The sequence below is a fragment of the Helicobacter sp. CLO-3 genome (assembly GCF_001854545.1).
Lineage (GTDB): Bacteria > Campylobacterota > Campylobacteria > Campylobacterales > Helicobacteraceae > Helicobacter_B.
In genome coordinates this window covers 118,795-143,656 of record NZ_MLQN01000001.1, presented here as the reverse complement: position 1 = coordinate 143,656, position 24,862 = coordinate 118,795, and the positions used below count along the sequence as shown (strand labels likewise).

Sequence of the window (24,862 nt, the reverse complement as noted above, 5' to 3'; positions counted from 1 at the left end):
GTTTCATTGGGGATGGGAAGGCATGTTTAACATTAATCTACTTAATAACTTAAGATTTTACCCTACGATACATGCTGAAGATACCCCATTTGGTATAATACTTTTTGCCAAAGCAAAACAAATCAAATTACTAAACAAACAGCTGTATATATACCGCATCCGCGCTAATTCTAACTGTGAATACAATATGACTCAAGATTCTCCATTACTTGCTTATCCACCAAGTCTTGCCGATATAGCTTTTGAATTCAGAAACCGGATTAATTATAGACCATATTATTATAGCTATTCATCTATGTATGCTTCTCTAGGATTGCTTGATTTTATGCAAACATTACAAGATAATGCGTTGAAGGATAGGATTAGGCTTTTTATTATTAATTTTGTGGAGGCTGCATTTGAAGATGAAAAAATATGTCATAAAAACCCACGCCACACTAGAGAACTACTAAAACCACTAAAGCCCTATATGCAAAAAGTTCGCTTTAGTAGAAAAATGGGCTACTATGCGCCTTGGTTGTATAGGGTTTTAAAAAAGGCCCAAACGATAAAAAACAAAATAAAATCTGATTGCTAAAAATTGCACCAATATAAGAATTGCAAAAATATTGATTGCGTGCCTTGGGACTTAAAATGTCAATGTCAAGGAAGTTTTTAGTTGAATGCTAGTAATTTAAAAGCACTTTAAACAACTTTGGCTATAATTGCGCCTCATGGATGCGTAGCTCAGCTGGTAGAGCAACTGACTCTTAATCAGTGGGTCCAGAGTTCGATCCTCTGCGCATCCACCACTTATACGCTACTGATACACAAAATCCCCACAAATCGCCTATAAATTAGCTAAATTCTGCGGAATCTAAATTAAAAAATAATTCGCAAGATGAAACCCACGCAAGACAAATCCCAAAATTTAATACTATTTATGTAAATAAAACACGCCTTGCAAATGTCTATTTGGCGGTTTTGGGTGCTTGTTTGGTGCTGTTTTTGCCGGCGTTTTGGGGCTGGCGGTGCTTTTGGCAGAGGATTTTGCGGTGGATTTTGCCGGTGTTTTGGTGCTAGATTTTGGTGTGGCGGCGTTGTTTTTGGAGTATTGCTCTAGGCGCTGCATGATGCGCGCATAGCCTTTGGAGTCCGCGCTATACACGATTGGCGAGTAGTCGTTGTAGCTTGGCGTGGATGAGATGCTTACCGGCAGCACCGCGTGTATTATCACAAAATCGCCCACCACATCCACGCGCTTCACGCCTTTGATATACTCGCCTTGTATGCCTAGCTCGGCGACATTATACGCTTTTTTGCTAAGGTCGCATTCTGCTCTAGAATCCACTTTTGGTGCTTGTGATAAAGCCTGCGCGTCTTTGGATTCTGCGTTTATATCTTTATCTTTTTTACTCTTTTTTGACTTTTTATTTTTTTTATCCGCGTTATCGCTGCTTTTTGCGCTGTTTTTATCGGCATTTTGGCTAGATTCTGCCTCGCTAGATTCTGCACCAAAACCCGCATCAGAATCCAGCCCGCCAGCATTACTAGAATCCACCGCACTAGAATCCACACCAGCGCCCACAGCATTGCCAGCACCCGCCACGCTAGCATTCGCGCTTAGATACCCCTCTATCTGCTTTGCCAGCTCCACCGCCTGCGCGTGCGAGCTTATCTGCAAAAACTCGCTTTGGTATATCATACTATCTTTGTCATTTGGATTTTTCGCGCCGCCATAGATGAAGTTTCCTAGGCTATACACGATTTTTTTGCCCTTGTATTCCTCGACCCCTTGCAGCACATGCGGATGATGCCCCACCACCATATCCGCACCAGAATCTATCGCAAAATGCGCGATGTCACGCTGCGTCGCGTTTGGGTAGTGCTGCCGCTCCTCGCCCCAGTGAAAAGTGAAAATCACGACATCCGCGCCATCTTTCTTTAGCTGTTCTATCTCTTTTTTGACCTGCGATTTGATAGCTGGATTCCACCCGCGATGCCCCGCCAGCCCAAACTTCACATCATTCACCTCATAAATATGCACGATGCCTTCGCCAAACACCGCGCGCGATGCGGCGATGAGATTTTCCACCGTGTCGATGAAGCCCTGCTTGCCATAGTCGCGCGAGTGGTTGTTGGCGACATTTAGCGCCTCGATGCTAGCGATTTCTAGGATTTTGGTGTAGCCTGATTGCCCTTTGAAAGAAAATGGCTTTTCAAACGCGTTTTTTAAGTTTTTATCACTTAGCACGCCTTCCATATTGCCGATAGTCAGATCATCGCCAGAGAGCACTTCGCGCACGCCGCGCGAGAAATACGCATAGTCTTTGACTTCGGCAAATTTCGCGTTGAAAGTCGCACCACTTGCACCTTTGTAATCACCCAGCACAATGTCACCTACAAAGCTAAGCTTAGCGCGCGTGATGATGGGTGCGCGGCAGGCGCGCGCGGTGTCATCAGCGTCTGTTTGGGCGACATAGATTTGCTGGTCTTTGACTTCTAAATCTTGGGGGGTTAGCGTGTCTTGCGTGGATTCTTTACTAGAATCTAGATTGGATTCTGCGGATTTTTGGCTAGATTCTGCGCGCGCGTCTTTGCTAGAATCTATTTTAGATTCTGCCACTTTAGAAGCCGCCACTTTAGAATCCACCGCATCTTGCTTGATACATCCACTTATGGTAAGCGCCATAGCAAGCACCAGCGCGCCAAAAATCACACGCCATACACTTGCACCCGCACCCTCCGCGCCAGCATTTTTTACGCCAGCATTTTTTACGCCCGCGCCCCACACTCGCATCGACTAGCCCCGCACGATTTCTAGCGTTTTTAGCAGGCTAAGATTTTCAAACTGCATGCCTGTCGTCATATTTTTTAGCGTCATGGTATGCGTGGCAAACTCATCCTCGCCGATGATTACGCAGTATTCATGCCCTTTGTTATGCGCGTAGCTTAGCTGTTTTTTGAGCTTGCTATCTTGCGGATATACTTCGGTATAGATTCCGCTAGAGCGCAGGGCTTCAGCGATTTTGTGCGCATAGGCGAAAAATTTCCGCTCCATCACCGCCACCAGCACGCGCGCGCTCGTGCTTTTGCCCTCCAGCATCTCTAGCTCCTCTAGCGCTGCGATAAGCCTATCTAGCCCGATGCTAGCGCCCACGCCGCTTAGGCGCTCTTGCGAAAATGTGCGCGTGAGATCATCATATCTGCCCCCGCTACACACGCTGCCTATGTTTTTGAGCCGATTTAGCGTCGTCTCATACACGATGCCTGTGTAGTAGCCAAGCCCGCGCGCGATGGCAAAATTTACTCTAGTGATGGATTTATCCATCTCTAAATCGCTCAAAATCTCAAACATCTCTTCTAGCTCGCTGATACCCTTTGCAAGCTCTTCATTCCACTCTTTCATATGCGCGATTTTGGCGAAAAACTCGCTGCTTACCTCGCATTGCTTGATGCTTATGGCTTGCAGAAGTGGCGCGGTTTTTTCTTGGCTAAAGCCTAGCGCGCTTTCTAGCTCCTTACTTACGCCTTCCTTGCCGATTTTATCTAGCTTGTCGATGATTCTTAGCACGCTTTGTATGTCGCGCTCATTTTTGATGCCAAAATGATGACAAATGCCATTTAGGATGCTTCTATGATTTACCCAAATGGTAAATTCATCTAGCCCCAAGCGCGCAAGCGAGGCATAAATCACTTGTATGATCTCTGCATCACAAGCGATAGAATCACTGCCGATGAAGTCAAAATCACACTGCGTAAATTCCCTATATCGCCCCTTTTGCGCGCGCTCACCGCGGAAAACATTGCCGATGACAAAGCGCTTAAATGGCAAGTCGAGCTCGGATTTGTATTGCGAGATAAAACGCGCTAGCGGCACCGTCTGATCAAATCGCAGCACCACATCGCGCCCGCCATGATCTTTGAAGCGATAGAGTTCTTTTTGGATTTCTTCGCTGCCTTGTTTGACGAGGATATCAGCGTATTCGAGATGTGGCGTCTCGATAGGCACAAAGCCAAAGCTCTCAAACACAGCGATGAGATTTTGGGTGAGTTTTTCTTTTGCCATCGCTTCTTTGGGCAGTCTGTCGCGGAATCCGCCTAGCGTGCGCGGGGTGATAAGTGGTTTGTCAGCCATATATTGCTCCATTTTTGGCGTTGATAAAAGTTGAGATATTACAACAAAGTTGCTAAAATTACACAAAATACGCGATGCAAAATGTGCTTTTGATGTGCTTTTGGCTGACGCGATAAGGAAAAGGGCTTTGGAGAGAGAAGGTTTGAAAATGGTGGAATCTAGTGGCGTGGAATCTAGTTGCGCTAGCGGTGTAGAATCTAGGCGAGATGCGGAATCTAGCGATAGCGTAGATTCTGGTGGCATTGTGGGGGGTTTGCGCGCAAATGATTTAAAAATCTTGCTGCGGCTGCCAAACTGGCTTGGCGATGGCGTGATGAGCACGCCCACTATTGAGCTGCTAAAGACGCTCTTCCCACAAGCGAGAATCTACCTCATCGCACCGCGCGCGATTTTGGAGCTGTTTGCTATGGATTCTGGTATCGCTGGGCGCTTTGAGGATGATACCAAGCGCGCTAAATGTCGGCTTTTGGCGACGATAAAACTCGGGCGCAAGATAAGGGCGTCTATCGGCGCGTGCGACATAGCTATCACGCTTACAAATCATTTTTATAGCGCGCTGCTTTTGCGCGCGAGCGGGGCTAGGCGGCGTATAGGCTATGTCAAAGGGCTTGGGGGCTTGCTTTTAAGCGACACTTTGAAGCGAGAGAAAAGAGTGCATCAAGTGCTTAGCTATGCGTATTTGCTAGCACCGCTGGTGGATTCTGGTGAGTTTAAAAAGGGTGTGGATTTTGGTGAGTTTAAGAAAGGTGTGGATTCTGGTGAGTTTGATAAAGGCGCGGATTTAGATTCTGGCGATTCTTTTGCAAGTGCGCGGGCGTGGATAGATAAGACGATAGGCGGTTTGCATTTGGCGGTGGATAGTAGCAGCGCAAATGTCGCTAGCCGCGCCAACATCGCGCACAAAGCTTTGCGCGTGGGGCTAAACCCAGCTGCTGCTTATGGCGATGCCAAACGCTGGCTACCCTCCTATTTTGCAGCTACAGCGGCGCATTTTGCTGGGCTTGGCGCAGAAGTTTTGATATTTGGCACAAAGGGAGATAGCGAGCTAGCAGAATCCATCATCAGCGAAGCGCGCGCGATTTTGGATTCTAGCGCAAAATCCCAAGTGGGATCTAAAAAAGACTCCCAAACAGAATCCAAAATAGATTCTGCAAAATCTCGCGCAAAATCCACTCCAGAATCTAGCGCGCGAGAATCCCATATCATCGGCACTGGCACGCTTATAAATCGCTGCGGGCAGACTGATATCAAAGGGCTAATTTGCGAGATAAACGCGCTAGATATTTTCATAAGCAACGACAGCGGACCCATGCATATCGCCGCCGCGCTTGGCGTCGTCACCATAGGCATTTTTGGACCCACGGATGCGAGCGAGACGATGGCGTGGCGCGCGGATAATTTCGCGCTCATAAGCGCCAACCTCCCCTGCGCGCCGTGCAAAAAGCGCACCTGCCCGCTCAAACACCACGACTGCATGAAGCGCGTGACGCCTGAAATGGTGATAAATCTCGCAAAAGATAAACTTGGCAGAAGATAATCTTGGCAGAAAGCAAACTAACAAAAGCTTTTTAAAATCTTACTAGCGCGAGAACTTGCAAAAGGCACGCAAAAATCTCGCAAAAAGCCTGCCTAAACTTGCAAAAGGCGAACTACCAAGAATCTAAAAAGCGCAAAATCTAATCAAGCCAAAATCAAACACAAAATCGCGCCTTCGATTTATAATATTTATACTATTTGCACCATTTGCGCCACTTACGCCATTTCTATTTTTTTGGTATTTTTGGCTTTTGGCGTGCCAGGTTTGCTCGATGTGCTTGGTTTGCGCGGTGGCTTTGTGTCGCCAGATTTTGATAGCCTTGCGCTGCTAGCGCCTGTGGCTCCCCCTCTTTTAGAACCCACAGATTCTGCAGAATCTAAGCCCGCAGATTTGCCAGCCAAAGCACTAGCATCTATCTCTAGCACAAAATCATTAGCCTTATATCTCACCACGACTTCGCCGCCTTTGTCTAGCCTGCCCTCGATTATAAGCTCGCTTAGCGCGGATTTTATTTTGCTATCGATGAGCTTTTTTATCTCGCGTGCGCCAAGCGAGCTTTCTAGGCTTTGCGAGGCGATTTTTTCTAGCGCTTTAGAATCTAGCTTTATGACTATTTTGCGCTTTTGCAGATCTGCATTCATATCGCCGATGATTTTTTGTGCTATCTTTTTAAACTCCGCCTTGCCAAGCGGGCTAAAATGCACTATCGCATCAAGCCGCCCGCGAAACTCGGGGCTGAAGACATCTTTTAGCGCGGCGTTTTGGCGCAGTGAGGTATCTCTAGCAAATCCTATCGTGTTGCCATCTTTGCTACCGACATTTGAAGTGAGGATCAAAATGACATTGTCAAAATGCGCCACATTGCCCATATTATCGGTAAGCGAGGCATTATCCATGACTTGCAAAAGGATGTTATAAATATCGCTATGCGCCTTTTCTATCTCATCTAGCACAAGCACGCAGTGCGGATTTTTGCGGATTTTATCCACCAAAATCCCGCCATTTTCATAGCCCACATACCCAGCGGGCGCGCCGATGAGCGTGGCTACGCTGTGTGGCTGTGAGTATTCGCTCATGTCAAATCGCTCAAAATGCATGCCTAGATTTTTGGCGATTTCTTTGGCAAGCTCGGTTTTCCCCACGCCGCTAGGCCCGCTGAAAAGGAAGCTGCCGATAGGATGGTTTAGCTCTTTTAGGTTTGCTTTGGCGATTTTTATCGCGCGCACGACTTCATTTATCGCCTCATCTTGCGCGTAGATTCTAGCGGAAAGCTTAGCTGCTAGCGTTTTTAGCAGGCTTCGCTCATCAGAGGTAACTTGTGTCCTTGGGATATGATAAGTCTTTGATACTATCTCTTCGACATCTTTTTTGGTGATTTTGGTGCTAGATTCTGCGTTTTTGAGCGCGAAATTCGCACCCACTTCATCAAGCAAATCTATCGCTTTGTCCGGCAAAAATTTGTCATTTATGTAGCGATTTGAGAGATCGAGGCAGGCTTCTAGCGCGCTTTCTTCGTAAGTGATGTGGTGGTATTTTTCATAAAGCGGCTTTAGCGCGCGCAGAATCTGCAAGCAAGACTCAAGGCTAGGCTCTTTGATGTCGATAGGACAAAAGCGCCTTGAAAGTGCTTTGTCCTTGCCAAAAGAGCTTTTATACTCGCTAAAAGTGCTCGCACCTATGCAGCGGATATTGCCATTTGCAAGTGCTGGTTTTAGCAAGTTTGCCGCATCCATACTGCCACCCATCGAGCCCCCAGCGCCCACAAGCGTGTGGATCTCATCGATGAAAACGATAGCGTTTTGCTCTTTTTCTAGCTCTGCTAGCACGCCTTTTAGCCGCTTTTCAAAATCGCCTCGATACTTGCTGCCAGCCACCAGCGCGCCAAGATCTAGCTCATAGACTTGCGCGTTTTTAAGCTTGTTTGGCACTCTGCCTTGCGTGATAGCAAGCGCTAGCCCCTCCACGATAGCAGTTTTCCCCACGCCGGGCTCGCCTAGAAGGATTGGATTATTTTTTTTGCGTCTGCAAAGTATCTCGCATATGCGCTCTAGCTCATCATCGCGCCCGATGAGCGGGTCGATTTTGCCTTGCAGTGCTAGGGCGTTTAGATCTTTAGAAAAAGATTCTAGCACTTTTTGCTTAGGTCTTTTGGGATATATCGAGCCTTGCGCTGGCAGGTCTTTTTCCTCGATAGCAGGGATATTTCGCATGATGTCAAGCTGGGTGATGTTGCAGGATTTTAGCAGCTTAGCAGAGTAGCTATCCTCCTCTTTTATCGCAAACACCAAAAAATCCCAAAGCTCGATATTATTACTCCCAGAAGATTCTGCTTGATTCATCATCGCGCGCAGCACGCGCCTTAGCGCCATGGTCTCTTTTGGCTCGGGGATGTTTTTGTTTATGGGGATGTATGTTTGTATGTAGCGGTTTATCTGCTCTTCTAGGCTTTTGCTATCCATCTCTAGTAGCTCTAGAAACTCCCTGCCGCTTGGATGTCTAAGCAGGCTCAAAAATATATGCTCTATCGTCAAATACTCATGATGCGACACGCGCGCAAACTCAAAGGACTGATCGATAATCTCTCGAAAAATAGGGCTAGTCATCTGCTTGCCTTTTAGGTGATATTTATGTGTTTTGAGGCGGTTTTGGTTGCTTTGGCGCTTTAAGGCGATTTGGCTATGCGTAAGGCGCTTTGAGCGCTGCGCTGATTGCTATTTGATGCGCTAATGGCGCGCATCAGCGGGCTAAAAGCTTAAATAGATTCTGTGAAAACTTTTAGCGGGAATTTCGCCTGCTCGGCCGCCAAAATCGTCTCTTGCGTCTTGCTTTCACCTATATCATAGGGGTAGATCCCGCAAATCCCCTTGCCATTTTGATGCACTTCAAGCGTGATTTTCACCGCTTCATCATGGCTTTTGGCAAAGATATTTTGCAGCACCCACACGACAAACTCCATAGTCGTATAATTATCATTTAGCAGCACGACGCGCACCATTTTTGGCGTCTCTAGCGATAGGTCGGCTTTGGTAAAGCAGGCTTGCTGCGTGCTAGAATCTGGCATAATTTGCTCCTTATTCCCAATTTTTTCCCCAAATCTTTATTTCCTATAAAATTCCCTGCATCTTGGCATCTTGGGCTTGCGCGCAAGGGCTAAAATCGCGCGCAAATCTAGGAATCTAGGCGCGACGCACTAAGCGCGACAAACCCAAATGCGCCCAAACATAAAGGCATCATTGTATCCAAAAAGTGCTAATGTGGTGCAAAAGCGCGCAGAATCTAGTTTGGAATCTAGCGCGAGAATCTAGTTTTAAAATATCTAAGTTTTGGAATCTAGGTTTGCCCTCCCAAAAAATAGATTCTAGAAAGTAGATTCTAGCTATTTTTCCGCGTTTTAGCGATATTTTTCCATATCTTGCAGTATTTTTTCCTCTATTTTATCAAGCGCTAGATTCTGCGCGCTGGCAAATTTCGCGCGGATAAAGGTCGCTTGGCGTTTGGCTAGCTGGCGCGTGTGGATGCTGATAAGTGTCGCCAGCTCCTCGCGACTCATTTTATCGCTTTTTTCGCGATCCATTTCACGATTTTTTTCGCCACTCATTTCGCCACTATTTTTAGGACTTTTTTCGCGACCTTTTTCGCCGCTCGTTTCGTGCTCCATATCAATATACGCCAGCGCCTCTTTCAGCCCTATCGCCTTAAATGGCTGTATGTCGCGCCCATATTTTTCTAGCAAAAATCGCGCCTCATCGATAAGCCCAGAATCCACCATTTCGCGCGAGCGGGCGTTGATGCGCTCGATGAGCTCCTCGCGCGGCGTGATGATAGAGTAAATATCGATTTTTTGGATTATTGGTGCGGTTGGATTTTGCCTAAAATACGCGCTTGGGGGCATTTGCGTGGCGAAAAATATCTCTAAAAGCTTGCGGATTCTGTATGTGTCGCTTGGCTTTATCGCGCGCGCAGAATCCGCATCGATAGATTCTAAGAAGGCGTAGGCATCGGGCATAGAATCTATGCGCGCATTTATCGCGCCTAAGGCGTCTTGCGCGATGTTTGGCATGGGTGAGAGGCCATTTATCAAGCAGTCTAGGTAGAATCCACTTCCGCCCACGACTAGCAAAAATGGCTTTTGGCACTGCTTCATCGCTTCTTCAAACAGCGCGCAAAACACGCCAGCACTGCAATGCTCATCTGGCAAAAGCACATCGATGCCATAATGATGCGCGCTTGCAAGCTCGGCTTTGGTGGGTTTGGCGGAGGCGATGTCGATGTGTTTGTAAATGCTTAGCGAGTCGATAGAGAAAATCTCCGCATCCAAAGCGCGCGCGAGTCTTAAAGCAAGCGCGCTTTTGCCGCTAGCGGTGGGCGCGACTATGGCGATAAGATGCGGGGGCGCGGGCTGAAGAGCGAATTTTTTATTTATGGACTCTTGATTTATAGATGCTTGATTTGCGCGCCCTTTACTTGCGGATTCTGGCGCTTTTTGTTTTTTTATAGATTCTGCCATAGAAATGTTGCACGCAATTTGCGCTAGGATTTATGATATTGCGCTTTTTGCGAGAGGCTTAGCACCAGCCCTATGGCAAGCGAGTTTGCTATCATCGAGCTTCCGCCATAGCTTAGGAAAGGCACGGCGATGCCTTTTAGCGGGATGAGCCCAGCCACGCCAAGCGCATTCATGATAAAACTCACGCCAATAAGCATCGCGATACCCACGCAAAACAAATAATACACATCATTTTGCACGCGATTGGCGTTTTTGAAAATCCGAAAAACCACCAGCATCATCAGCACCACGCACACGCTAAGCCCGATAAATCCAAACTCCTCCGTGATACCAGCTAGCACCATATCCGTATGCACCTCGCTCAAAAACCCAAGCTTTATCGTCCCATTGCCAAGCCCGCTGCCAAACATCCCGCCATTATAGATGGCGTTGGTGGCGTGGTATATTTGGTAAGGTTCTGGCAGATTATCCACGCGCAAGACATCGCCGACTTTTTGCGGCAGGAGCGCTAGGATAGAATCCTGCGCGTTCGCCCACCAAAGCTTAAGCCGCAGAATCCTATGGGGTGATATCGTGATAAATATCGTCGTAACCACGCTAGCAGCAAGCAGCAAAATCCCAAAAAGCCCGGCACTCCCGCCCGCTGCGATTAGCATCACCACAAGTGTGAGCGCTAGGAGGATGACTTGCCCCAAGTCATTTTGCATCACAGCTATCAGCAAAACCGCTATCAAAAACACCGCGATATAAGGCAAAACCACCAAAATCTCTTGTCCTATCGTGCGCTTTTTGTTTTGTGTGGTAAATTTGCGCGAGAAGCTCCACGCGAGGAAAAACACAAAGCCGATTTTGAAAAACTCGCTGGGTGCAATAGAGATGAAAGGCAGGCGTATCCAGCGCTTCGCCCCACCCGCAGAAGTCGCCAAACTCTCTGGCAAAAATGGCATAAGAAGCATCATGATAAATGAAAGAAAAAAGAGCAAAAACCCAAACTTCAAAAAGTATTTTTCCGGCGCGATTTGTGCGAGCATCCACATAAGCAAAATCCCAATAATCGCGCTCACAAACTCCCTAGCAAAAAAATGCAACTCGCCATAATGATACAAAAGCACGGTGTAGGATGAGAGCGAATAGCTCATCACCACGCCGATAGTCATCAGCGCGCACACATACCAAAAAAGCCGAAAATCTGCCCGAGAATCCGCCATAGCCACCCTTGCGTATATTTGTTGCTTGTTGATGCGCGTTTGTTTTGCCTGTTTGCCTATTTTGCCTGCTCGCTCGCTTTGTTGTTGCTTGCTGCTTTGCTTGCTTGTCTGCTTTGTCTATTTTGTTTTGCCGCCGCTGTTGCGTTTTGTTTGCGTTTGTGCGGTGCTTTGATGATTTGTTTGCTCTGCTAATTTTATATTTGTTGGCGCGGATTTTATACCAAAAACTCTTTTAAAACCTTGAAACACACAAGCTCGCAAAACATAAAAACTAGAATCCCAAAGCAGAATCTAAAATCCCAAAATCCTAGAATCCACCAAATTAGAATCCACCCGCGATAGTTTTAGAATTTAATTGTTTATAAAAATTTGCGATTTAGATTCTAGCGCCAAAAGGCGCAAATGCAAGTAAATATAATCGATAAGGAGATATCATGCAAAATCCACAAATCAGAAAACTCATGCTATGGATGGCGTTTGGCTTCGTGCTGCTTTTTGTGAGCGCGAGTATGCTTAGTGCTAGTGAAAGAGGCGCGCTAGATTCTAGCATGCCAAAATCTCGCACTTCACAGCCCACGCCCGCATCTCATATGCTAGCATCCACCAAACCCACGCCGCCAAAACCTATTACACAGCAGCCTGTTACACAACAACCTATCTTGCAAGGACATTTCGCGCAAAAACCTATCAAGAAAAAAGCAGGCAAACCAAAAATTGTCGCGATAGATTCTGCTATAGCAAACATCTCGGCAAACATTTCAGCAAGCATCTCGCAAGCCTCCAAATCTAGAGAGCAAGCCAAAATCCAAAAGCTACTCAACTATGCCGCACAAGACATACACGCCTGCAATGCGGGCTATGGATTCTCGTGCTTCAAAACCGCGCAATGGATGCTTTTTAGCGACATAAATGACATAAACGCCGCGCGAGCGTATTATCACCGCGCGTGCGCGCTAGGATTCCGCGAGGGCTGCTATGAGTTTGCCAAAATACAAGCCTCGCCAAATGATATGTATAGAGCGTATTGGCGACTTTGGGAGCGCGGAGAGTCGTAAGCGGAGAATCATAAACGCTTTGGCGCGCTTCATCAGCGCATCGCCTAATTTTAGATTTTGCGTTTGGATTCCACTATTTAGATTTAGTGTTTAGATTTTGCGATATTTTAGATTCTGGCCTTTGATGCGGATTTGGGCGCGGATTTGGCATCGCTAGTTTGACTTAGATATTTTTGTTTCGATATTTTTACTTCTCACCATCACCTAGATTCTAGGCATTATCGATATTTTCAGCACCTTCGATATTTTCGATATTCTCGATATTTCCCATATTTTCGACATCTTCCGCGCTTTCATCATTTTCGACACTTAGCAGCCCATTATTTGCGATAGCATTTTTCTGCGCTTTTGGTATGGATTTGTTTGTCTTTGCGCCAAGTGCCTTTAGCGTGTCAAACCTAGATTCTAGGCTGCCCTTGCCACTTCGCATTTTGTTTTCCATATCAGTTGATGCGCGCAGGGCAGAATCTAGCGCGCGATTTAGCCTATCAAAATCCTCGCAAACCCCCACAAACTTATCATAAAACTTGCCGATCTCCTCAAACGCCTTGTGAATCTTCGCATCACTTTGTATATGCACCCAAGTGATGCTAATCGTTTTCAGCGCCATGAAAAGCGTTTGTGGCGTGGTGAGATACACTTGGCGGTCATAGGCGTATTGATACAGCGCGCTATCGCCCTGCAACGCGAGATCCAAAAGATTATTATAAGGCAAAAATAGCAGCACAAAATCATAAGTATTCTCATCAAACCTAGCATAGGGCTTTTTGGCTAGCTCATCGATGCGATTTTTTAGATTTTTGGCGATTTGTGGGGCGATGAGCGTGCTTATCTCTAGCGTATTTGTCGCATCGCTGCCGAGTTCTAGCTCGCTAGGCAGCGGGAATTTCGCATCGATGATAATGCTTCGATTCTCATCCAGTCGCACGATAGCATCTGGCGCGTAGCTTTTGCCCTCTTCTTTGAAATGCGCTTGGAGTTTGTATTGCTCGCCCTCGATGAGTCCGCTACTCTCTAGCACGCTTTTTAGCTGCAGTTCGCCAAAATTCCCGCGCACCTTCTTATCCCCGCGCAGAATCTGCCCCAGCGCCTGCGCGCTTTTGCTCATCTCTTGGCTGTATTTGAAGATATTATCGATGTTTTGTTTTAGGCTCGCCTCATTTTGCAAAAGCTGCTTAGAATACTCCTCCACGCGCGTTTTTATCGGCGTGAAAATCTCCTCTAGCACAGCTTTTGAGTCTCTATTTAGCATAAGCTTATTTTGATCTAGCATAGCAGATTTTTGCGCCTCTAGCTGCTTGTCAAGCTCGATTTTTAGATTCTCTAGATTTTTGGCGTATTGTTTTTCTAGCTTCTCAAGCGCCTCGTTGTTTTTGGATTCTAGTGCTTCTTTGTCTAGCTTATTTTGCGCGGCTATTTCATCTATCATTTTTTGCTTATCTGCCAAAAGCTCTTTGGCACTCTCTAGCCTAGCGCTCAAAGTGGCGTTTTCTAGGCTGATGCGCGCGTGCTCTTTATTGAAGCTTTCTAGTATGGATTCTAGCTCAAGCGTTTTTTGCTCGGTGCTTTGCCTTATTTTTTCGCTATTTGCGCGTATTATCTCGCTTTGATTTAGCATGAGCCTCGTGCGCTGCCATCCTAGCAGACACCACACGCTAGCCATGCCAAAAGCCGCCACAAGCCCCAATAATCCATATATCATCATCCGCTAGCCTTTTAGATTCTTCGCTGATTTTTCAATCGACTTTGTGCGCGATTATAGCATGTCGCACCCAAATAATCTCATCAAAAGCTAGTCGCCCTGAAGCCTATGCCTAGTCGGTGTGAGATGATATTGTATTCATACAAGCTATCGCCATAGCCATAAAAATGCTGCACATACACCGAGACAAATTTATTTATCACGTATGAGTAGCCTGTGCGCATCGAGGCGCGGTATTGGCGATAGTCGGCAAAAATCGGCTTGACTTCTAGCTCGACAAGATGCCTTTTGTGCCGATAAGACAGCTTCAAATCGCCATATCCTAGGTATCTATCCAAGTCCGGATTGTCCCTGCGGCTAGAGATGTATGGCCACACGCTGATATGCGCGCCAAATCCTTTGTATGAGGCGAGCGCTTCAAACACGATGCGATTGGCAGCGCTTCTAGAGCGGCAGCCCGGCGGGGTGGGGACATCAAAGCTCTCTCGATAGCACTCGCTCCCGCCCACGCCATTGCTGAAATGCACCGCGCCTAGACGCAGCTCTTTTAGCGTGAAGTCGCCGGATTTTAGCTCGATAGGATAGGAGTAAAAAAGGCTTGGCTTGTAGTTGTTATCTCGTATGGGGCTTGATTCTCTGTAGTCAAACTGCTGAAACCACGAAGTCTGCGTATAGCCAAAAAACAGCGTCCCCTTCGTCCAAAACGCGCCGCGCCACAGGGGCATTTTGAGGCTTACTTGGAATTTAAACTCGGTGTTTAGGTTGTTGCCATAGACATTATAGGGCGGGAAGCTCTGCAGCAGCATAAAATACAGCCCTTCGTGCTCTAGCAGGCGCATATAGTATTCATAGGAGTTTTGCGCGGATTCTCTACGCTTGCGCTTTTTCTCGCTTTTGGGTGCGGGGAATATGCTGGACTCATCGTAAATCGGGCTTATGGGGTCGGTGCTTTGGCTTAGCAGGGGGAGAGTTTGGGCGGCGGATTTGGATTCTGGGAAATCTGGGCTAGAATCTAAATTGGCAGAATCTAGATTGGCAGAATCTTGCGCTGCGGAATCTTGGGATTTTGGACTGGCGGATTCTAGTGCGCTAGAATCTTGCGTTTTTTCTAGGCTAGCAGAATCTGGGCTGGCAGAATCTTGCGCTTTAGATTCTGATATTTTAGATTCTGGCACTTTAGATTCTGGCGCGACATCATCAGCCAGCGCCAAAGAAGCGCCCAAAAGCACAGCGCCCGCCAGCATCAAGCGCGCGATACGACAGCAAAAAGCAAAAGGCATATTTTCTCCTTAAGGATTGAGATTTGAAAAATGATGTTTAAAGGTGTTTTGGTGTGGATTTTTGGATTTTGATTTTTTGCAAAAAGCGGCGCGGATTTTAGCAAAGATTGGTAAATATTTGCGAGTTTTTGGGCGATTTAGATTCTAGTGCGCCCAAATTCACACAAATTTGCCAAATATTCCAAACAATTTTTGCAAACAATCTCCACAAACCAATCCCGGCAAACAATCTCCAAAAAATATTTAAAACATCCCAAAAACATTTCCCAAACATTTGCAAAAAACAATTATAAATGCGAGATAGAATTATAAAAGATGCAAGATAGAATTATAAAGGATGATAGTAGCTATCTGTCAAGAGGCGACGCGCCAAAAAGTCACCAAAAAGCCATTAAAAAAGCCGCCAAAAAAGCGGCGCCAAAACGAAGCGCCAAAAATTTTCACAAAATTTTTAAAAAATAAAAATTTTGGTCGATTATAGGCTACCCAAGAAATCTCTAACCCGAATATTCTTGAGATTCAAAGATTCTTGAGATTCCAAGACTCTTGAGACTCTTTAAGATTCTTGGCAAAGCTTTAGTTGCTAGCTTGGCTAGCTGTCTGCTACACCACCAAAAAGGCTTCAAATATGTCTGCAAAAACAACCACCCAACAGCTAGAAGATATTTTCAAAAAATCCGAACAAAAAATGGTCTCACATGAGGGCATCGCGCAAATCCTCAAAAAACCGCCCACCCAAGCGCAAGTCAAAAAAATCCTTGAGCTTTCCAAAAAGTATAAATGCAGCCTCGTAAGCGCATCCGAGCTTGCCAAAACGCTAAACACGCAAGATAAAATCAAGCTCGAAGAAGAGCGCAAAAAGATTTTGGATGAAGAGCTAGAGGATGAGTTTGACTTCATGAAAGAGCGCGAGCTGCTAGAGTGGAGCAGGAGCGATAGCCCGGTGCGTATGTATCTGCGTGAGATGGGGCAGATAGAGCTGCTTACCAAACAAGAAGAAATCGATCTAAGCAAGCAAATCGAGTTTGGCGAGAATATCATCCTAGATGCGATTTGCTCCGTGCCTTATCTCATAGAGTTTATTTATGATTATAAAGAGGCGCTTATCAATCGCGAGCGGCGCGTGAAAGAGCTTTTCAAAAGCTTTGATGATGAAGTGGGCGAGGGAGGCGAGAACTACGAGCCAGAGGATGAGCTAGATGAGCTAGACGAGGAGGAAGGCGAAGAGAGCAAGCGCCCCATATCCAAAAAAGACCAGCGTCGCATAGACAAGGTGCTAGAGAGTTTCAAAGCGCTTGATAAAGCAAAAAAAGAGTGGCTAAAAGTGCTAGAATCTGACACTAAGCCAGAGGATGACGCAAACGAAGCGGATATGCTTATGTATATTTTGACGCTGGCGAACAAAAAAGAAATCCTAAAAAGTAAGCTCCTAGACCTAGGACCTACGAGCAAGCTTATCAATGAAATCGTGAAAGCGATGGAAAATAGCCTAAAAAATGGCGATGGATTTGAGCGCGAGCTAGCAAGGCTAGAGTATAAACTCCCGCTTTTTAATGAAATGCTCGTGCAAAATCACCAAAAAATCCTAGCAAACATCACCAATATGAGCCGCGAAGACATCGCAAACGCGGTGCCAGAGACGACGATGGTTAGCGTGTATATGGAGCTTAAAAAGCTTTTCCAGACAAAAGAGGCGAGTGAGGGCGGGTTTAACCTAGACCCAGAAAAGCTAAAAGAGATTCTAGAGCAAATCAAGCGCGGCAAATCCATATCCGACCAAGCCAAAACCAAAATGGCAAAATCAAACCTCCGCCTAGTCGTAAGCATCGCCAAACGATATACAAACCGCGGATTGCCCTTCCTAGATCTCATCCAAGAGGGCAACATAGGGCTTATGAAAGCGGTAGATAAGTTTGAGTATGAAAAGGGGTTTAAATTCTCCACCTATGCGACTTGGTGGATCCGCCAAGCTATCTCGCGCGCTATCGCCGATCAAGCGCGCACGATACGCATCCCTATACATATGATAGAGACAATAAACAGAATCCACAAAATCATGCGCAAATATGTGCAAGAAACCGGCAAAGAGCCTGATGTAGATATCATCGCGCAAGAAGTGGGGCTAAGTGTGGATAAGGTAAAAAATGTGATAAAAATCACCAAAGAGCCAGTGAGCCTAGAAGCGCCGGTGGGGAATGATGATGATGGGAAGTTTGGTGATTTTGTCGAGGATAGGAACTCGATAAGTGCTATGGATTATATCCTCAAAGAAGACTTGCGCGCGCAAATCGATGAGGTGCTAGCACAGCTAAATGAGCGCGAACAATCCGTGATAAAAATGCGCTTTGGCTTGCTTGATGATGAGAGTGATCGCACGCTAGAAGAGATAGGTAAAGAGCTCAATGTGACGCGCGAGCGCGTGCGACAGATAGAATCTAGCGCGATAAAAAAGCTAAAACACCCAAAAGTCGGCAGAAAGCTGAAAAACTATATAGAAGAATAGGCACTGCTCGCGTGTTTGCATGCGCTGGTGTTGGCGCTATCGTTTTGCGCGCGCCAGACACCAGCAAAAGCGCGTATCGGCGCGCTAGCGTTAGGAATGCGCGATTTGTTTGCGTGCGCCTGGGGATAGAATCTAGTGGCAAGGCGGTGGATTCTAGGATTTTAGACAAGGTTGCAAGCACTGCGAAATATCACGCCCGGCGGCTTTGCCGCTATCGCGCGGGCGCATCGATTTAAAGTATTTAAAAACGCCTCCGAGCTTTTCGCCGCACTAAAAAACGAGGTACTTTTGAAAAAAGATGCCACAAACGCCAAAAGCATAGGATTCTAAAACCGCAGAATCTAGGCTCTTTACATTTTTAGATTTTGGCATTTTAAAATCTGCAGTCTTTATTTTTGTGATTCTAGAATTCTGCGATTTTGTCTAAAGAAAACTTGCCAAATAAGTTTTGCTAACACAAAGCAAAACTTTGCTTTGTGTTTTATATCGCGGGGGTGCCGTTGATGAGGAGGGCTGAGACTTGTTTTGCTAGTAGGATAAAATGCACTTCTGGCTGGCTGGAATCTGCTATGCCTTGTATGTGAAACACGGCGATATCCGCGTCTTTGCCCTTTTTTAGCTCGCCATTATTGAGTCCTAGGGCTTGCGCACCATTTTTGGTGGCAGCAAGCAGGAGGATTTGCGCTAGATTTTGCAGCCCATTTTGTAGTCCGCTTTTTTTATGATCGCCCGCGCGACTATCATTTGCATCACAATCATTTGCCACATAAGCGTCACGCGTCACATCGCCCGCTTTTTTATAGCCGCCCGCCTCGCCACAATCACCAGCCACACCAAAACCACCCCACCTAGCCAAATCACCACCCATGCCAAAAAGCCCCGCGCGCAGTTCATCTAGCAGGTTGGTGTTGGCATTGGAGCTAGCGCCATCTGTGCCGATGCCTAGCCGCTGTAAAATCCTAGAATCTAGCGCGCCAAAATCTAGCATCTTCCCGCCAAGCAAGCGATTGCTGCGCGGGCAGGTGATGAGGCTGTGTCCGGCGTCGATGAGTCGCGTGGATTCTGCGTGATTTAGGTGCGTGCCATGCACGAGCGCGCATTTTAGCCCTTCAAACAATCTCAAAAAGCTATCTATATCATACATCGGTGCCGGGTTTGGCACGCGCAAAATGTCTGTGTAAAATCTATGAAACCAGCCCTTGCCAGATTCTAGCCATGCGCGCTCTGCGCTTGACTCTAGAAAATGCGCGCTCACCACAATAGCATCACCAAAAGAGCCAGAATCTCCACAAGCACCCGGAGCGTCTAGATTCTCGCGCGCATACTCTAGCACGCGCTTAGCAAATTCGCTATGCACGGAGTAAGGCGAGTGGATCGCCACCGCTGGGAAAAATCTGGGCTTGGCAAAGCGCGTATTTTTCGCAAGCTTTCGTGCGCGCTCCACACGCTCGACAAAGCTACTCATCATCGTATCTATCATCGCGGGATTTGACCCTATCGCCTCACTAAAATACACCACTTTGAGCGGGCTTGCCGCAAGCGCCTCCATATCGCCACCATAGCTAGATATCGCGCCCACGCTACCCACGCCAGCGTGCAGCTGCTCTTGTATCCCGCGCGCTAGCATCTCTTGCACGAGTGCCAGCACACCCTCGCGCTTTTGCATCACGCTGCTAAGCCACGCCTCGAAACCCCCATAATCAAAGCTCGTCGTATTGCCGCCAAACTCAAAGTGAATGTGCGCGTTTATGAGTGCGGGTAGTAGCACGCTGTCGTGGTGGAATGTGGCAGATATAGATTCTAGCGCGCTAGAATCTATATCACTAGAATCTGCCTTTTTAGATTCTGCGCTGGATTCTGCCTCGCGCCTATTATTAGCCTCGTCTGCAAGCCTATATTTACGCACCAGCGCATCATATTGTCCGACTTCGATTATTTCGCCATTTTCATACGCCACGCCGCCATTTTTGATGATGCCAAACGCCTCATCACACAGCATTACCCAGCTAGCCCCGATGATTTGCATATTTTTCCTTTGCTACATTTGCTTATAAAATCTTAATCAAAAATACATTAAAATCGCCAAACTTTTTCGCCACAAAACACCAAATCAAAAGCGCATAAAAAGGCAAACGCATTATGAAAGCAGAATCTAGCGCCAAATCCGCCACCAAAAGCAAGATTGAAAGCAAAAAAGGCAAAGACAAATCTAGCAAAAAATCGCGCGACAAAGTGCAAAGCACCAAAACATCACAAAATAAGCCCTCGCAAACAAAGCCATCAATAGAAGAAGTCTGCGACTTTTTATGCGCGTATTCTAGCGCATTACTCAAAAGCGGCGCATACACCTCGCGCATCATCAAATGCACCGAGCGCATCGCCCAGAGCTTCGGATATGACGCGCATTTAAGCGTATTTCTCAAATACATCACCATAAACATCACCGACAAGCAAAACTACAACAACCGCCGCACCCAAGCCATAAAAAACACCTACATCGCGATGAATCTCGCACTCATCTCAAACCTTAGCGCGCTTAGCTGGCAGATATATGATGATAGGCTTTCGCTAGAAGAGGCGCGCGCGCATTATCAATACATCTGCGCACAAAGGGCGCTCCCACTGCTTCTTGGCGCGTTTCTCATAGCGCTTGGCAATGCCACTTTTTGCAAGCTTTTTGATGGCGATTTTGGCGCGCTGCTTTGCATTTTTATGGGGAGTTTTGTGGGATTTTGGGTGAGGCAGGCGTTTGTGCGTATAAGGCTTGATAACCGCGCGCAGCTGCTTTTCACTGCTTTTATCGTCTCATTTGTGGCGTATATCGGCGTGTGGCTTGGGCTTTCGCGCACGCCAGATGTGGCTATCGGCGGGAGCATCCTCTATCTCATACCCGGCGCGCTCATTATCAATGCCTTTGTGGATATCATCCATGAAAACACGCTTATGGGGATAAGCCGCATGATAAATATGATGGTGCTTATGATTTGCCTTGCTGCGGGCGTGTATCTCACGCTTGCTATCACAAAAATGAGTATTCTAAATGGTTAATATACTTTCGCAATATCCACATTTGCAAGAGATTCTATACGCGCAAAACTGGCATAATTCGCTGGTTTTAGAAGCGATGCTTGATTTTTGCTTTGCTTTTATCGCGGGGCTTGGCTTTGCCTATGGGCTAAATCCGCTTAGGCGCACGCTGCTTTGGAGTGCCTTTTTCGCGGGGTTTGGCTATGTCACAAGGCTCATTTTGATGCAATCACTTAGCATTGGTTTCGTGGGCGCTAGCTTTTGTGCGAGCCTATGTATCGGGCTTTTGGCGATAATCGTGGCAAAGCGCGTCAAAGCGCCGATAGAAGTGGTCGTTTTCCCAGCACTTCTGCCGATGTTTCCGGGAAGCTATGGGTATAAAAGCATCATTTCGCTGCTTACTTTTATCCAGCAGCGCGATGACAAGGCGCGGCTAGATTATTTGCTGTTGTTTTTTGATAATTTTACGATAATGTTTTCGGTGTCGCTAGCACTCGTGGCGGGCGTGCTGGTGGTGCTATCTATTTTTTATGAGCAAAGCTTTATGATGACGCGCGGGATGAAAAAGTTTTCTGTGCGCGAGCATTAGGGGGCGAGTTTTTGGGATTTTGGGTTTTTAAAGGGCTTTTTGGGATTTGAATGGCTTTTAAAGGTTTTCGTGTTTTGAAGCGCGCTTTAGATTCTGCTTAGAATCTGCGCTGGCGCGCAGCTTGGATTTGCGCTTGCGTGATTTGGATTCTGGGTTTGTTTTGCGCTAGGCAGGGTTTGGATTCTAGGCTAGAATCTAGATTTGTGCGCTTTTTGCCCGTAAAGCTACCAGCGTCGCAAACTAAAATCCAAAAAGCCAGAATCCAAAACTAAAATCCGCGAAACTAAAAACAAAAGGCTAGAATCTAAAGGCCAGAAACAAAAGACTAAAAGCAGAATCTAGATTCTAATCTTTAAAAAGCAGATATTCCCTCGCTTGCTCTCTTGGCAAAGGCGATACTTCTAGCACCTCTGCGCCTACTTGCACTTTACGCGCATTTGCGCAATTAAGCTATATTATCAAATCCCACTTCATTCTAAAAGCCAATTTAGCAGCAGCGATTTACTCCGCCATTATATCTGGCATCTAGTGCTTCTTTGAAAAACTCGGCTTGCGATTTTATCTCTCTATCTGGGTGTTTGGTGCGCATGTGCTCGACATATTTGTCATAGCTTGGCATACCTACTAGCAGGTGGAAAAATCTATCGCTTTTTTTATACCAAGTGCGTATGGTGCGCATGACATGGGAGAATCTAGACTCCTCGCGCACCACCACAGGCGGGTAGAATCTAGCGGCTGGCGCGGATTCTATGGATTCTATAGATTCTGCGGCTGGCGCGATTTGCGCGCCAGAATCCAGCGCGCTAGATTCTGGCGCCACAGATTCTGCCCCCACACAATCCACCACTCGCATAGATTCCACCCTTTGCATTAGTGCGCTACCAAGTCAAAGTTTTTGATATCTTGATAAGGCTCTTCTTTTAGCGAGAATTTCTCGCCTTTGCCGATGTAGGTGAGATAGCAAATCTTGATAGTCGCAAAAATCACCACAAAAGTGACGACGATAAATAGCGCGCAAAGCACCGCATCTAGCGTGTGGTTGTGGATGAGTATAGAGGCTTTGTCGGCGACTTTTTGCCAGCCTTCAAGCGTTTTGCCTTCCAGCATCGCTCCAGCATCAGCACCCATTTCTTGAAGCTTAGCGATAAAGCCGAGCGCTTTTTCTCTAAGTGCAGATTGATTTTGCGCTGTGGCGACATGGCTTACCGCGTCATGCACGCGCTCGCCATTTGCTGGCAATAGCTTTTGGAATGCAGCATAAAGCGTGGTGAGAAGCACCCAAAATGCCGGGATAATCGTCACGAAGCTGTATTTTGCTTTGCCCATTTTGAAAAGCACCACCGTGCCAAGTAGCAGCGCGATGCCAGCTAGCATTTGGTTGCTCGCACCAAAGAGAGGCCATAGCGTGTGGATTCCGCCCATCGGATCGATAGCGCCTTGATAGAGCAGGTATCCCCAGCCCACCACGCAGATAAATGAAGCCAGCGTCCCCCACACAAACGACTTCGTATTTGCCATAGGCTTATAGATATTCCCCAAAATATCTTGTATGAGGAAGCGTCCGGAGCGAGTCCCCGCATCCACCGCTGTCAAGATAAATAGCGCTTCAAACAAGATAGCGAAGTGATACCAAAACGCCACGGATTCTTTGCCGCCCGCGATTTGATGCAGAATCTGTGTAAGCCCCACCGCAAAAGTAGGCGCGCCACCGGTTTTTGAGATGAGCGTTTGCTCGCCGATGTTTTGCGTGGTGGTGGCGATAAGGTTGCTAAAATGCCCTGCTTCTAGCACTTCTGGTGTTAGCTTGAAACCAGCATTTGCTAGGATTATCTTTAGGTTGTGCTCGACTTCGCCTAGGTTTGCAGTGACAGCACTTGTAGCGCCCGGATCTAGCGTAGCTAGAGGTGAGTTTATCGCAAAATATAGCCCGGGCTCCAATATACAAGCAGCAATTAGCGCCATGATACCAACGAGTGATTCCATAAGCATCGAGCCATAGCCAATAGGGCGCGCGTGCGTCTCACGCTCTACCATTTTGGGCGTAGTGCCGCTAGAGATAAGCGCGTGGAACCCACTAATCGCGCCGCACGCAATAGTGATAAACAAAAATGGGAAAATAGACCCAGCAAACACCGGACCCGTGCCATCGATAAATGCAGTGACTTTTGACATTTGAAGCGAAGGATTTACGATGATAATCCCTACTGCCATAGCGACGATGACGCCGATTTTCAAAAATGTGCTTAGATAATCGCGAGGTGCGAGCAGTAGCCACACAGGCAATACCGAAGCGATGAAACCATAGCCGATGACAATAAGCGAAAGTGTCGTCTTTTCTAGCGTGAAGGCTTCATGCCAAGGGTGGCTAGGATCAGCCACCGCATGCCCATAATACAGCGCAAAAAGTAGCAGCGCAAAGCCTATCACACTCGCCTCACCCACGCGTCCGGGGCGGATATAGCGCATATACACACCCATAAGCACCGCGATTGGTATCGTCATAGCGATAGTGAATAGCCCCCAAGGAGAATCCGCTAGCGCATTTACCACCACCATCGCCAAAATCGCCACGATGATAAGCATGATGAAAAATATACCAATCATCGCGATAGTGCCGGTGGTTTTACCCATCTCATCTTTGATGATTTCGCCCAGAGAGCGACCATTGCGGCGCATAGAGATGAAAAGCACGGTAAAGTCATGCACCGCGCCCGCTAGCACCACGCCCACAAGAAGCCAAATCATACTTGGCAGATAACCCATCTGCGCGGCAAGTATCGGACCCACCAAAGGACCAGCACCCGCGATAGCTGCGAAGTGATGCCCAAAGAGTATCACTTTGTTGGTAGGCACGAAGTCTTTGCCGTCGTTGTTTATGATAGCGGGTGTGGCGCGCTTGTCATCAAGCTCGAAAACCTTCTCTGCGATGTATTTGCTATAGAATCTATAGCCTATCATATATATACATACAGAGGCTATCACTAGCCAAGTAGCGCTGACGCTCTCGCCGGTGTTGAGTGCTAGCATACCAAAATAATACGCCCCTACAACAGCGACAAGAAGCCATACTAGATTCTGGACGATCTTGTTTTTCATGGTGTCTCCCTTGTTTCCTTGTGTAAATGCTCCTTTGCAAAGATGTTGCGCGGCGTCGATGTGGCTTTAGAATCTAGATTTTAAAGCCACAAAACACCAACACAAAATCAATGCAATATCTCAAAGCCTATCATTTTCTTTCGTAAAATCAAAGCCCACACCACACAAACACGAGAATCAACCAAGCGCATGGATATAAAGTAACATTTATAAATGGTTTGTTAGAAATCATTTGATATTG

17 protein-coding genes, 1 tRNA gene and 1 pseudogene are annotated in these 24,862 nt (G+C 46.8%); 8 read left to right on the top strand and 11 right to left on the bottom strand.

Features of this window, described 5'->3' with window-relative positions:
• Together BKN38_RS00565 and BKN38_RS00560 are read left to right on the top strand one after the other, a co-directional pair.
• A pseudogene (locus tag BKN38_RS00565) lies at positions 1-577 on the top strand (glycosyl transferase); the annotation flags it as partial.
• A gap of 138 nt (positions 578-715) precedes the next feature.
• Positions 716-791, top strand: a tRNA-Lys gene (locus BKN38_RS00560).
• Between the two features lie 125 nt (positions 792-916).
• On the opposite strand, the gene BKN38_RS00555 is transcribed toward BKN38_RS00560, so the two are convergent.
• The gene (locus tag BKN38_RS00555; protein WP_070957639.1) at positions 917-2,779 is read right to left on the bottom strand and encodes a CapA family protein; all 1,863 of its coding nucleotides are present in this window, start codon (positions 2,777-2,779) and stop codon (positions 917-919) included.
• 3 nt (positions 2,780-2,782) lie between these two features.
• Positions 2,783-4,129: a histidine--tRNA ligase gene (hisS, locus tag BKN38_RS00550; protein WP_233712815.1), complete on the bottom strand. Its 1,347-nt coding sequence runs from the start codon at positions 4,127-4,129 to the stop codon at positions 2,783-2,785.
• 115 nt (positions 4,130-4,244) lie between these two features.
• Here hisS and BKN38_RS00545 point away from each other — a divergent pair, with 115 nt between their 5' ends.
• Positions 4,245-5,654: a glycosyltransferase family 9 protein gene (locus tag BKN38_RS00545; RefSeq protein WP_143000171.1), complete on the top strand. Its 1,410-nt coding sequence runs from the start codon at positions 4,245-4,247 to the stop codon at positions 5,652-5,654.
• A gap of 215 nt (positions 5,655-5,869) precedes the next feature.
• On the opposite strand, the gene BKN38_RS00540 is transcribed toward BKN38_RS00545, so the two are convergent.
• The 4 genes from BKN38_RS00540 to BKN38_RS00525 form a co-directional block, all read right to left on the bottom strand.
• Positions 5,870-8,257 (bottom strand): AAA family ATPase, encoded by a 2,388-nt coding sequence (locus BKN38_RS00540; protein ID WP_066458405.1) that lies wholly within the window; start codon positions 8,255-8,257, stop codon positions 5,870-5,872.
• A 149-nt stretch (positions 8,258-8,406) separates the two neighbouring features.
• Positions 8,407-8,715 carry an ATP-dependent Clp protease adaptor ClpS gene (locus tag BKN38_RS00535; RefSeq protein WP_066458414.1) on the bottom strand — a complete coding sequence of 103 codons (309 nt, stop codon included), beginning with the start codon at positions 8,713-8,715 and terminating at the stop codon, positions 8,407-8,409.
• Between the two features lie 330 nt (positions 8,716-9,045).
• Positions 9,046-10,161, bottom strand: a complete 1,116-nt coding sequence (miaA, locus tag BKN38_RS00530; protein ID WP_066458415.1) for a tRNA (adenosine(37)-N6)-dimethylallyltransferase MiaA — start codon at positions 10,159-10,161, stop codon at positions 9,046-9,048.
• Positions 10,162-10,184: 23 nt separating this feature from the next.
• The gene (locus BKN38_RS00525) at positions 10,185-11,369 is read right to left on the bottom strand and encodes an FtsW/RodA/SpoVE family cell cycle protein (RefSeq protein ID WP_066458417.1); all 1,185 of its coding nucleotides are present in this window, start codon (positions 11,367-11,369) and stop codon (positions 10,185-10,187) included.
• Between the two features lie 434 nt (positions 11,370-11,803).
• On the opposite strand from BKN38_RS00525, the gene BKN38_RS00520 reads away from it, so the two are divergent.
• Entirely contained in the window at positions 11,804-12,424 is a 621-nt protein-coding gene (locus BKN38_RS00520) for a hypothetical protein (RefSeq protein ID WP_066458418.1), read from the top strand.
• Between the two features lie 211 nt (positions 12,425-12,635).
• Here BKN38_RS00520 and rmuC read toward each other — a convergent pair whose 3' ends face one another.
• Together rmuC and BKN38_RS00510 are read right to left on the bottom strand one after the other, a co-directional pair.
• Positions 12,636-14,129 (bottom strand): DNA recombination protein RmuC, encoded by a 1,494-nt coding sequence (gene rmuC / locus BKN38_RS00515; protein ID WP_066458420.1) that lies wholly within the window; start codon positions 14,127-14,129, stop codon positions 12,636-12,638.
• Positions 14,130-14,209: 80 nt separating this feature from the next.
• Positions 14,210-15,406 carry a phospholipase A gene (locus BKN38_RS00510; RefSeq protein WP_066458422.1) on the bottom strand — a complete coding sequence of 399 codons (1,197 nt, stop codon included), beginning with the start codon at positions 15,404-15,406 and terminating at the stop codon, positions 14,210-14,212.
• A gap of 580 nt (positions 15,407-15,986) precedes the next feature.
• Between BKN38_RS00510 and rpoD the strand changes: the two genes are divergently transcribed.
• Complete coding sequence (gene rpoD, locus BKN38_RS00505; RefSeq protein ID WP_256325498.1) at positions 15,987-17,909, top strand: RNA polymerase sigma factor RpoD; 1,923 nt, start codon at positions 15,987-15,989, stop codon at positions 17,907-17,909.
• A gap of 171 nt (positions 17,910-18,080) precedes the next feature.
• Positions 18,081-18,239: a hypothetical protein gene (locus BKN38_RS10855; RefSeq protein WP_156528329.1), complete on the top strand. Its 159-nt coding sequence runs from the start codon at positions 18,081-18,083 to the stop codon at positions 18,237-18,239.
• Positions 18,240-18,390: 151 nt separating this feature from the next.
• On the opposite strand, the gene BKN38_RS11560 is transcribed toward BKN38_RS10855, so the two are convergent.
• On the bottom strand, positions 18,391-19,935 hold the full coding sequence (locus BKN38_RS11560; RefSeq protein WP_066458433.1) for an amidohydrolase family protein: 1,545 nt from the start codon (positions 19,933-19,935) through the stop codon (positions 18,391-18,393).
• Positions 19,936-20,048: 113 nt separating this feature from the next.
• Between BKN38_RS11560 and BKN38_RS00495 the strand changes: the two genes are divergently transcribed.
• Both BKN38_RS00495 and BKN38_RS00490 read left to right on the top strand, forming a co-directional pair.
• Entirely contained in the window at positions 20,049-20,957 is a 909-nt protein-coding gene (locus BKN38_RS00495) for a threonine/serine exporter ThrE family protein (protein WP_082942698.1), read from the top strand.
• Positions 20,950-21,525, top strand: a complete 576-nt coding sequence (locus BKN38_RS00490) for a threonine/serine exporter family protein (RefSeq protein ID WP_082942699.1) — start codon at positions 20,950-20,952, stop codon at positions 21,523-21,525. The genes BKN38_RS00495 and BKN38_RS00490 overlap by 8 nt, the downstream gene beginning before the upstream one ends.
• Positions 21,526-22,012: 487 nt before the next feature.
• Here BKN38_RS00490 and kcuS read toward each other — a convergent pair whose 3' ends face one another.
• Positions 22,013-22,204 (bottom strand): KCU-star family selenoprotein, encoded by a 192-nt coding sequence (gene kcuS, locus BKN38_RS00485; RefSeq protein ID WP_066458477.1) that lies wholly within the window; start codon positions 22,202-22,204, stop codon positions 22,013-22,015.
• A gap of 191 nt (positions 22,205-22,395) precedes the next feature.
• Positions 22,396-24,621: a carbon starvation CstA family protein gene (locus tag BKN38_RS00480; protein WP_066458435.1), complete on the bottom strand. Its 2,226-nt coding sequence runs from the start codon at positions 24,619-24,621 to the stop codon at positions 22,396-22,398.
• Positions 24,622-24,862 lie beyond the last annotated feature (241 nt).

Coding starts and splice junctions, on each gene's coding strand:
- rmuC (WP_066458420.1), bottom strand. CDS start 14,129: ATGATGATATATGGATTATTGGGGCTTGTGGCGGCTTTTGGCATGGCT.
- BKN38_RS00480 (WP_066458435.1), bottom strand. CDS start 24,621: ATGAAAAACAAGATCGTCCAGAATCTAGTATGGCTTCTTGTCGCTGTT.
- BKN38_RS00555 (WP_070957639.1), bottom strand. CDS start 2,779: ATGCGAGTGTGGGGCGCGGGCGTAAAAAATGCTGGCGTAAAAAATGCT.
- BKN38_RS00490 (WP_082942699.1), top strand. CDS start 20,950: ATGGTTAATATACTTTCGCAATATCCACATTTGCAAGAGATTCTATAC.
- BKN38_RS00510 (WP_066458422.1), bottom strand. CDS start 15,406: ATGCCTTTTGCTTTTTGCTGTCGTATCGCGCGCTTGATGCTGGCGGGC.
- BKN38_RS11560 (WP_066458433.1), bottom strand. CDS start 19,935: ATGCAAATCATCGGGGCTAGCTGGGTAATGCTGTGTGATGAGGCGTTT.
- kcuS (WP_066458477.1), bottom strand. CDS start 22,204: ATGCGCACCATACGCACTTGGTATAAAAAAAGCGATAGATTTTTCCAC.
- BKN38_RS00495 (WP_082942698.1), top strand. CDS start 20,049: ATGAAAGCAGAATCTAGCGCCAAATCCGCCACCAAAAGCAAGATTGAA.
- BKN38_RS00520 (WP_066458418.1), top strand. CDS start 11,804: ATGCAAAATCCACAAATCAGAAAACTCATGCTATGGATGGCGTTTGGC.
- BKN38_RS00535 (WP_066458414.1), bottom strand. CDS start 8,715: ATGCCAGATTCTAGCACGCAGCAAGCCTGCTTTACCAAAGCCGACCTA.
- hisS (WP_233712815.1), bottom strand. CDS start 4,129: ATGGAGCAATATATGGCTGACAAACCACTTATCACCCCGCGCACGCTA.
- BKN38_RS00525 (WP_066458417.1), bottom strand. CDS start 11,369: ATGGCGGATTCTCGGGCAGATTTTCGGCTTTTTTGGTATGTGTGCGCG.
- miaA (WP_066458415.1), bottom strand. CDS start 10,161: ATGGCAGAATCTATAAAAAAACAAAAAGCGCCAGAATCCGCAAGTAAA.
- BKN38_RS00540 (WP_066458405.1), bottom strand. CDS start 8,257: ATGACTAGCCCTATTTTTCGAGAGATTATCGATCAGTCCTTTGAGTTT.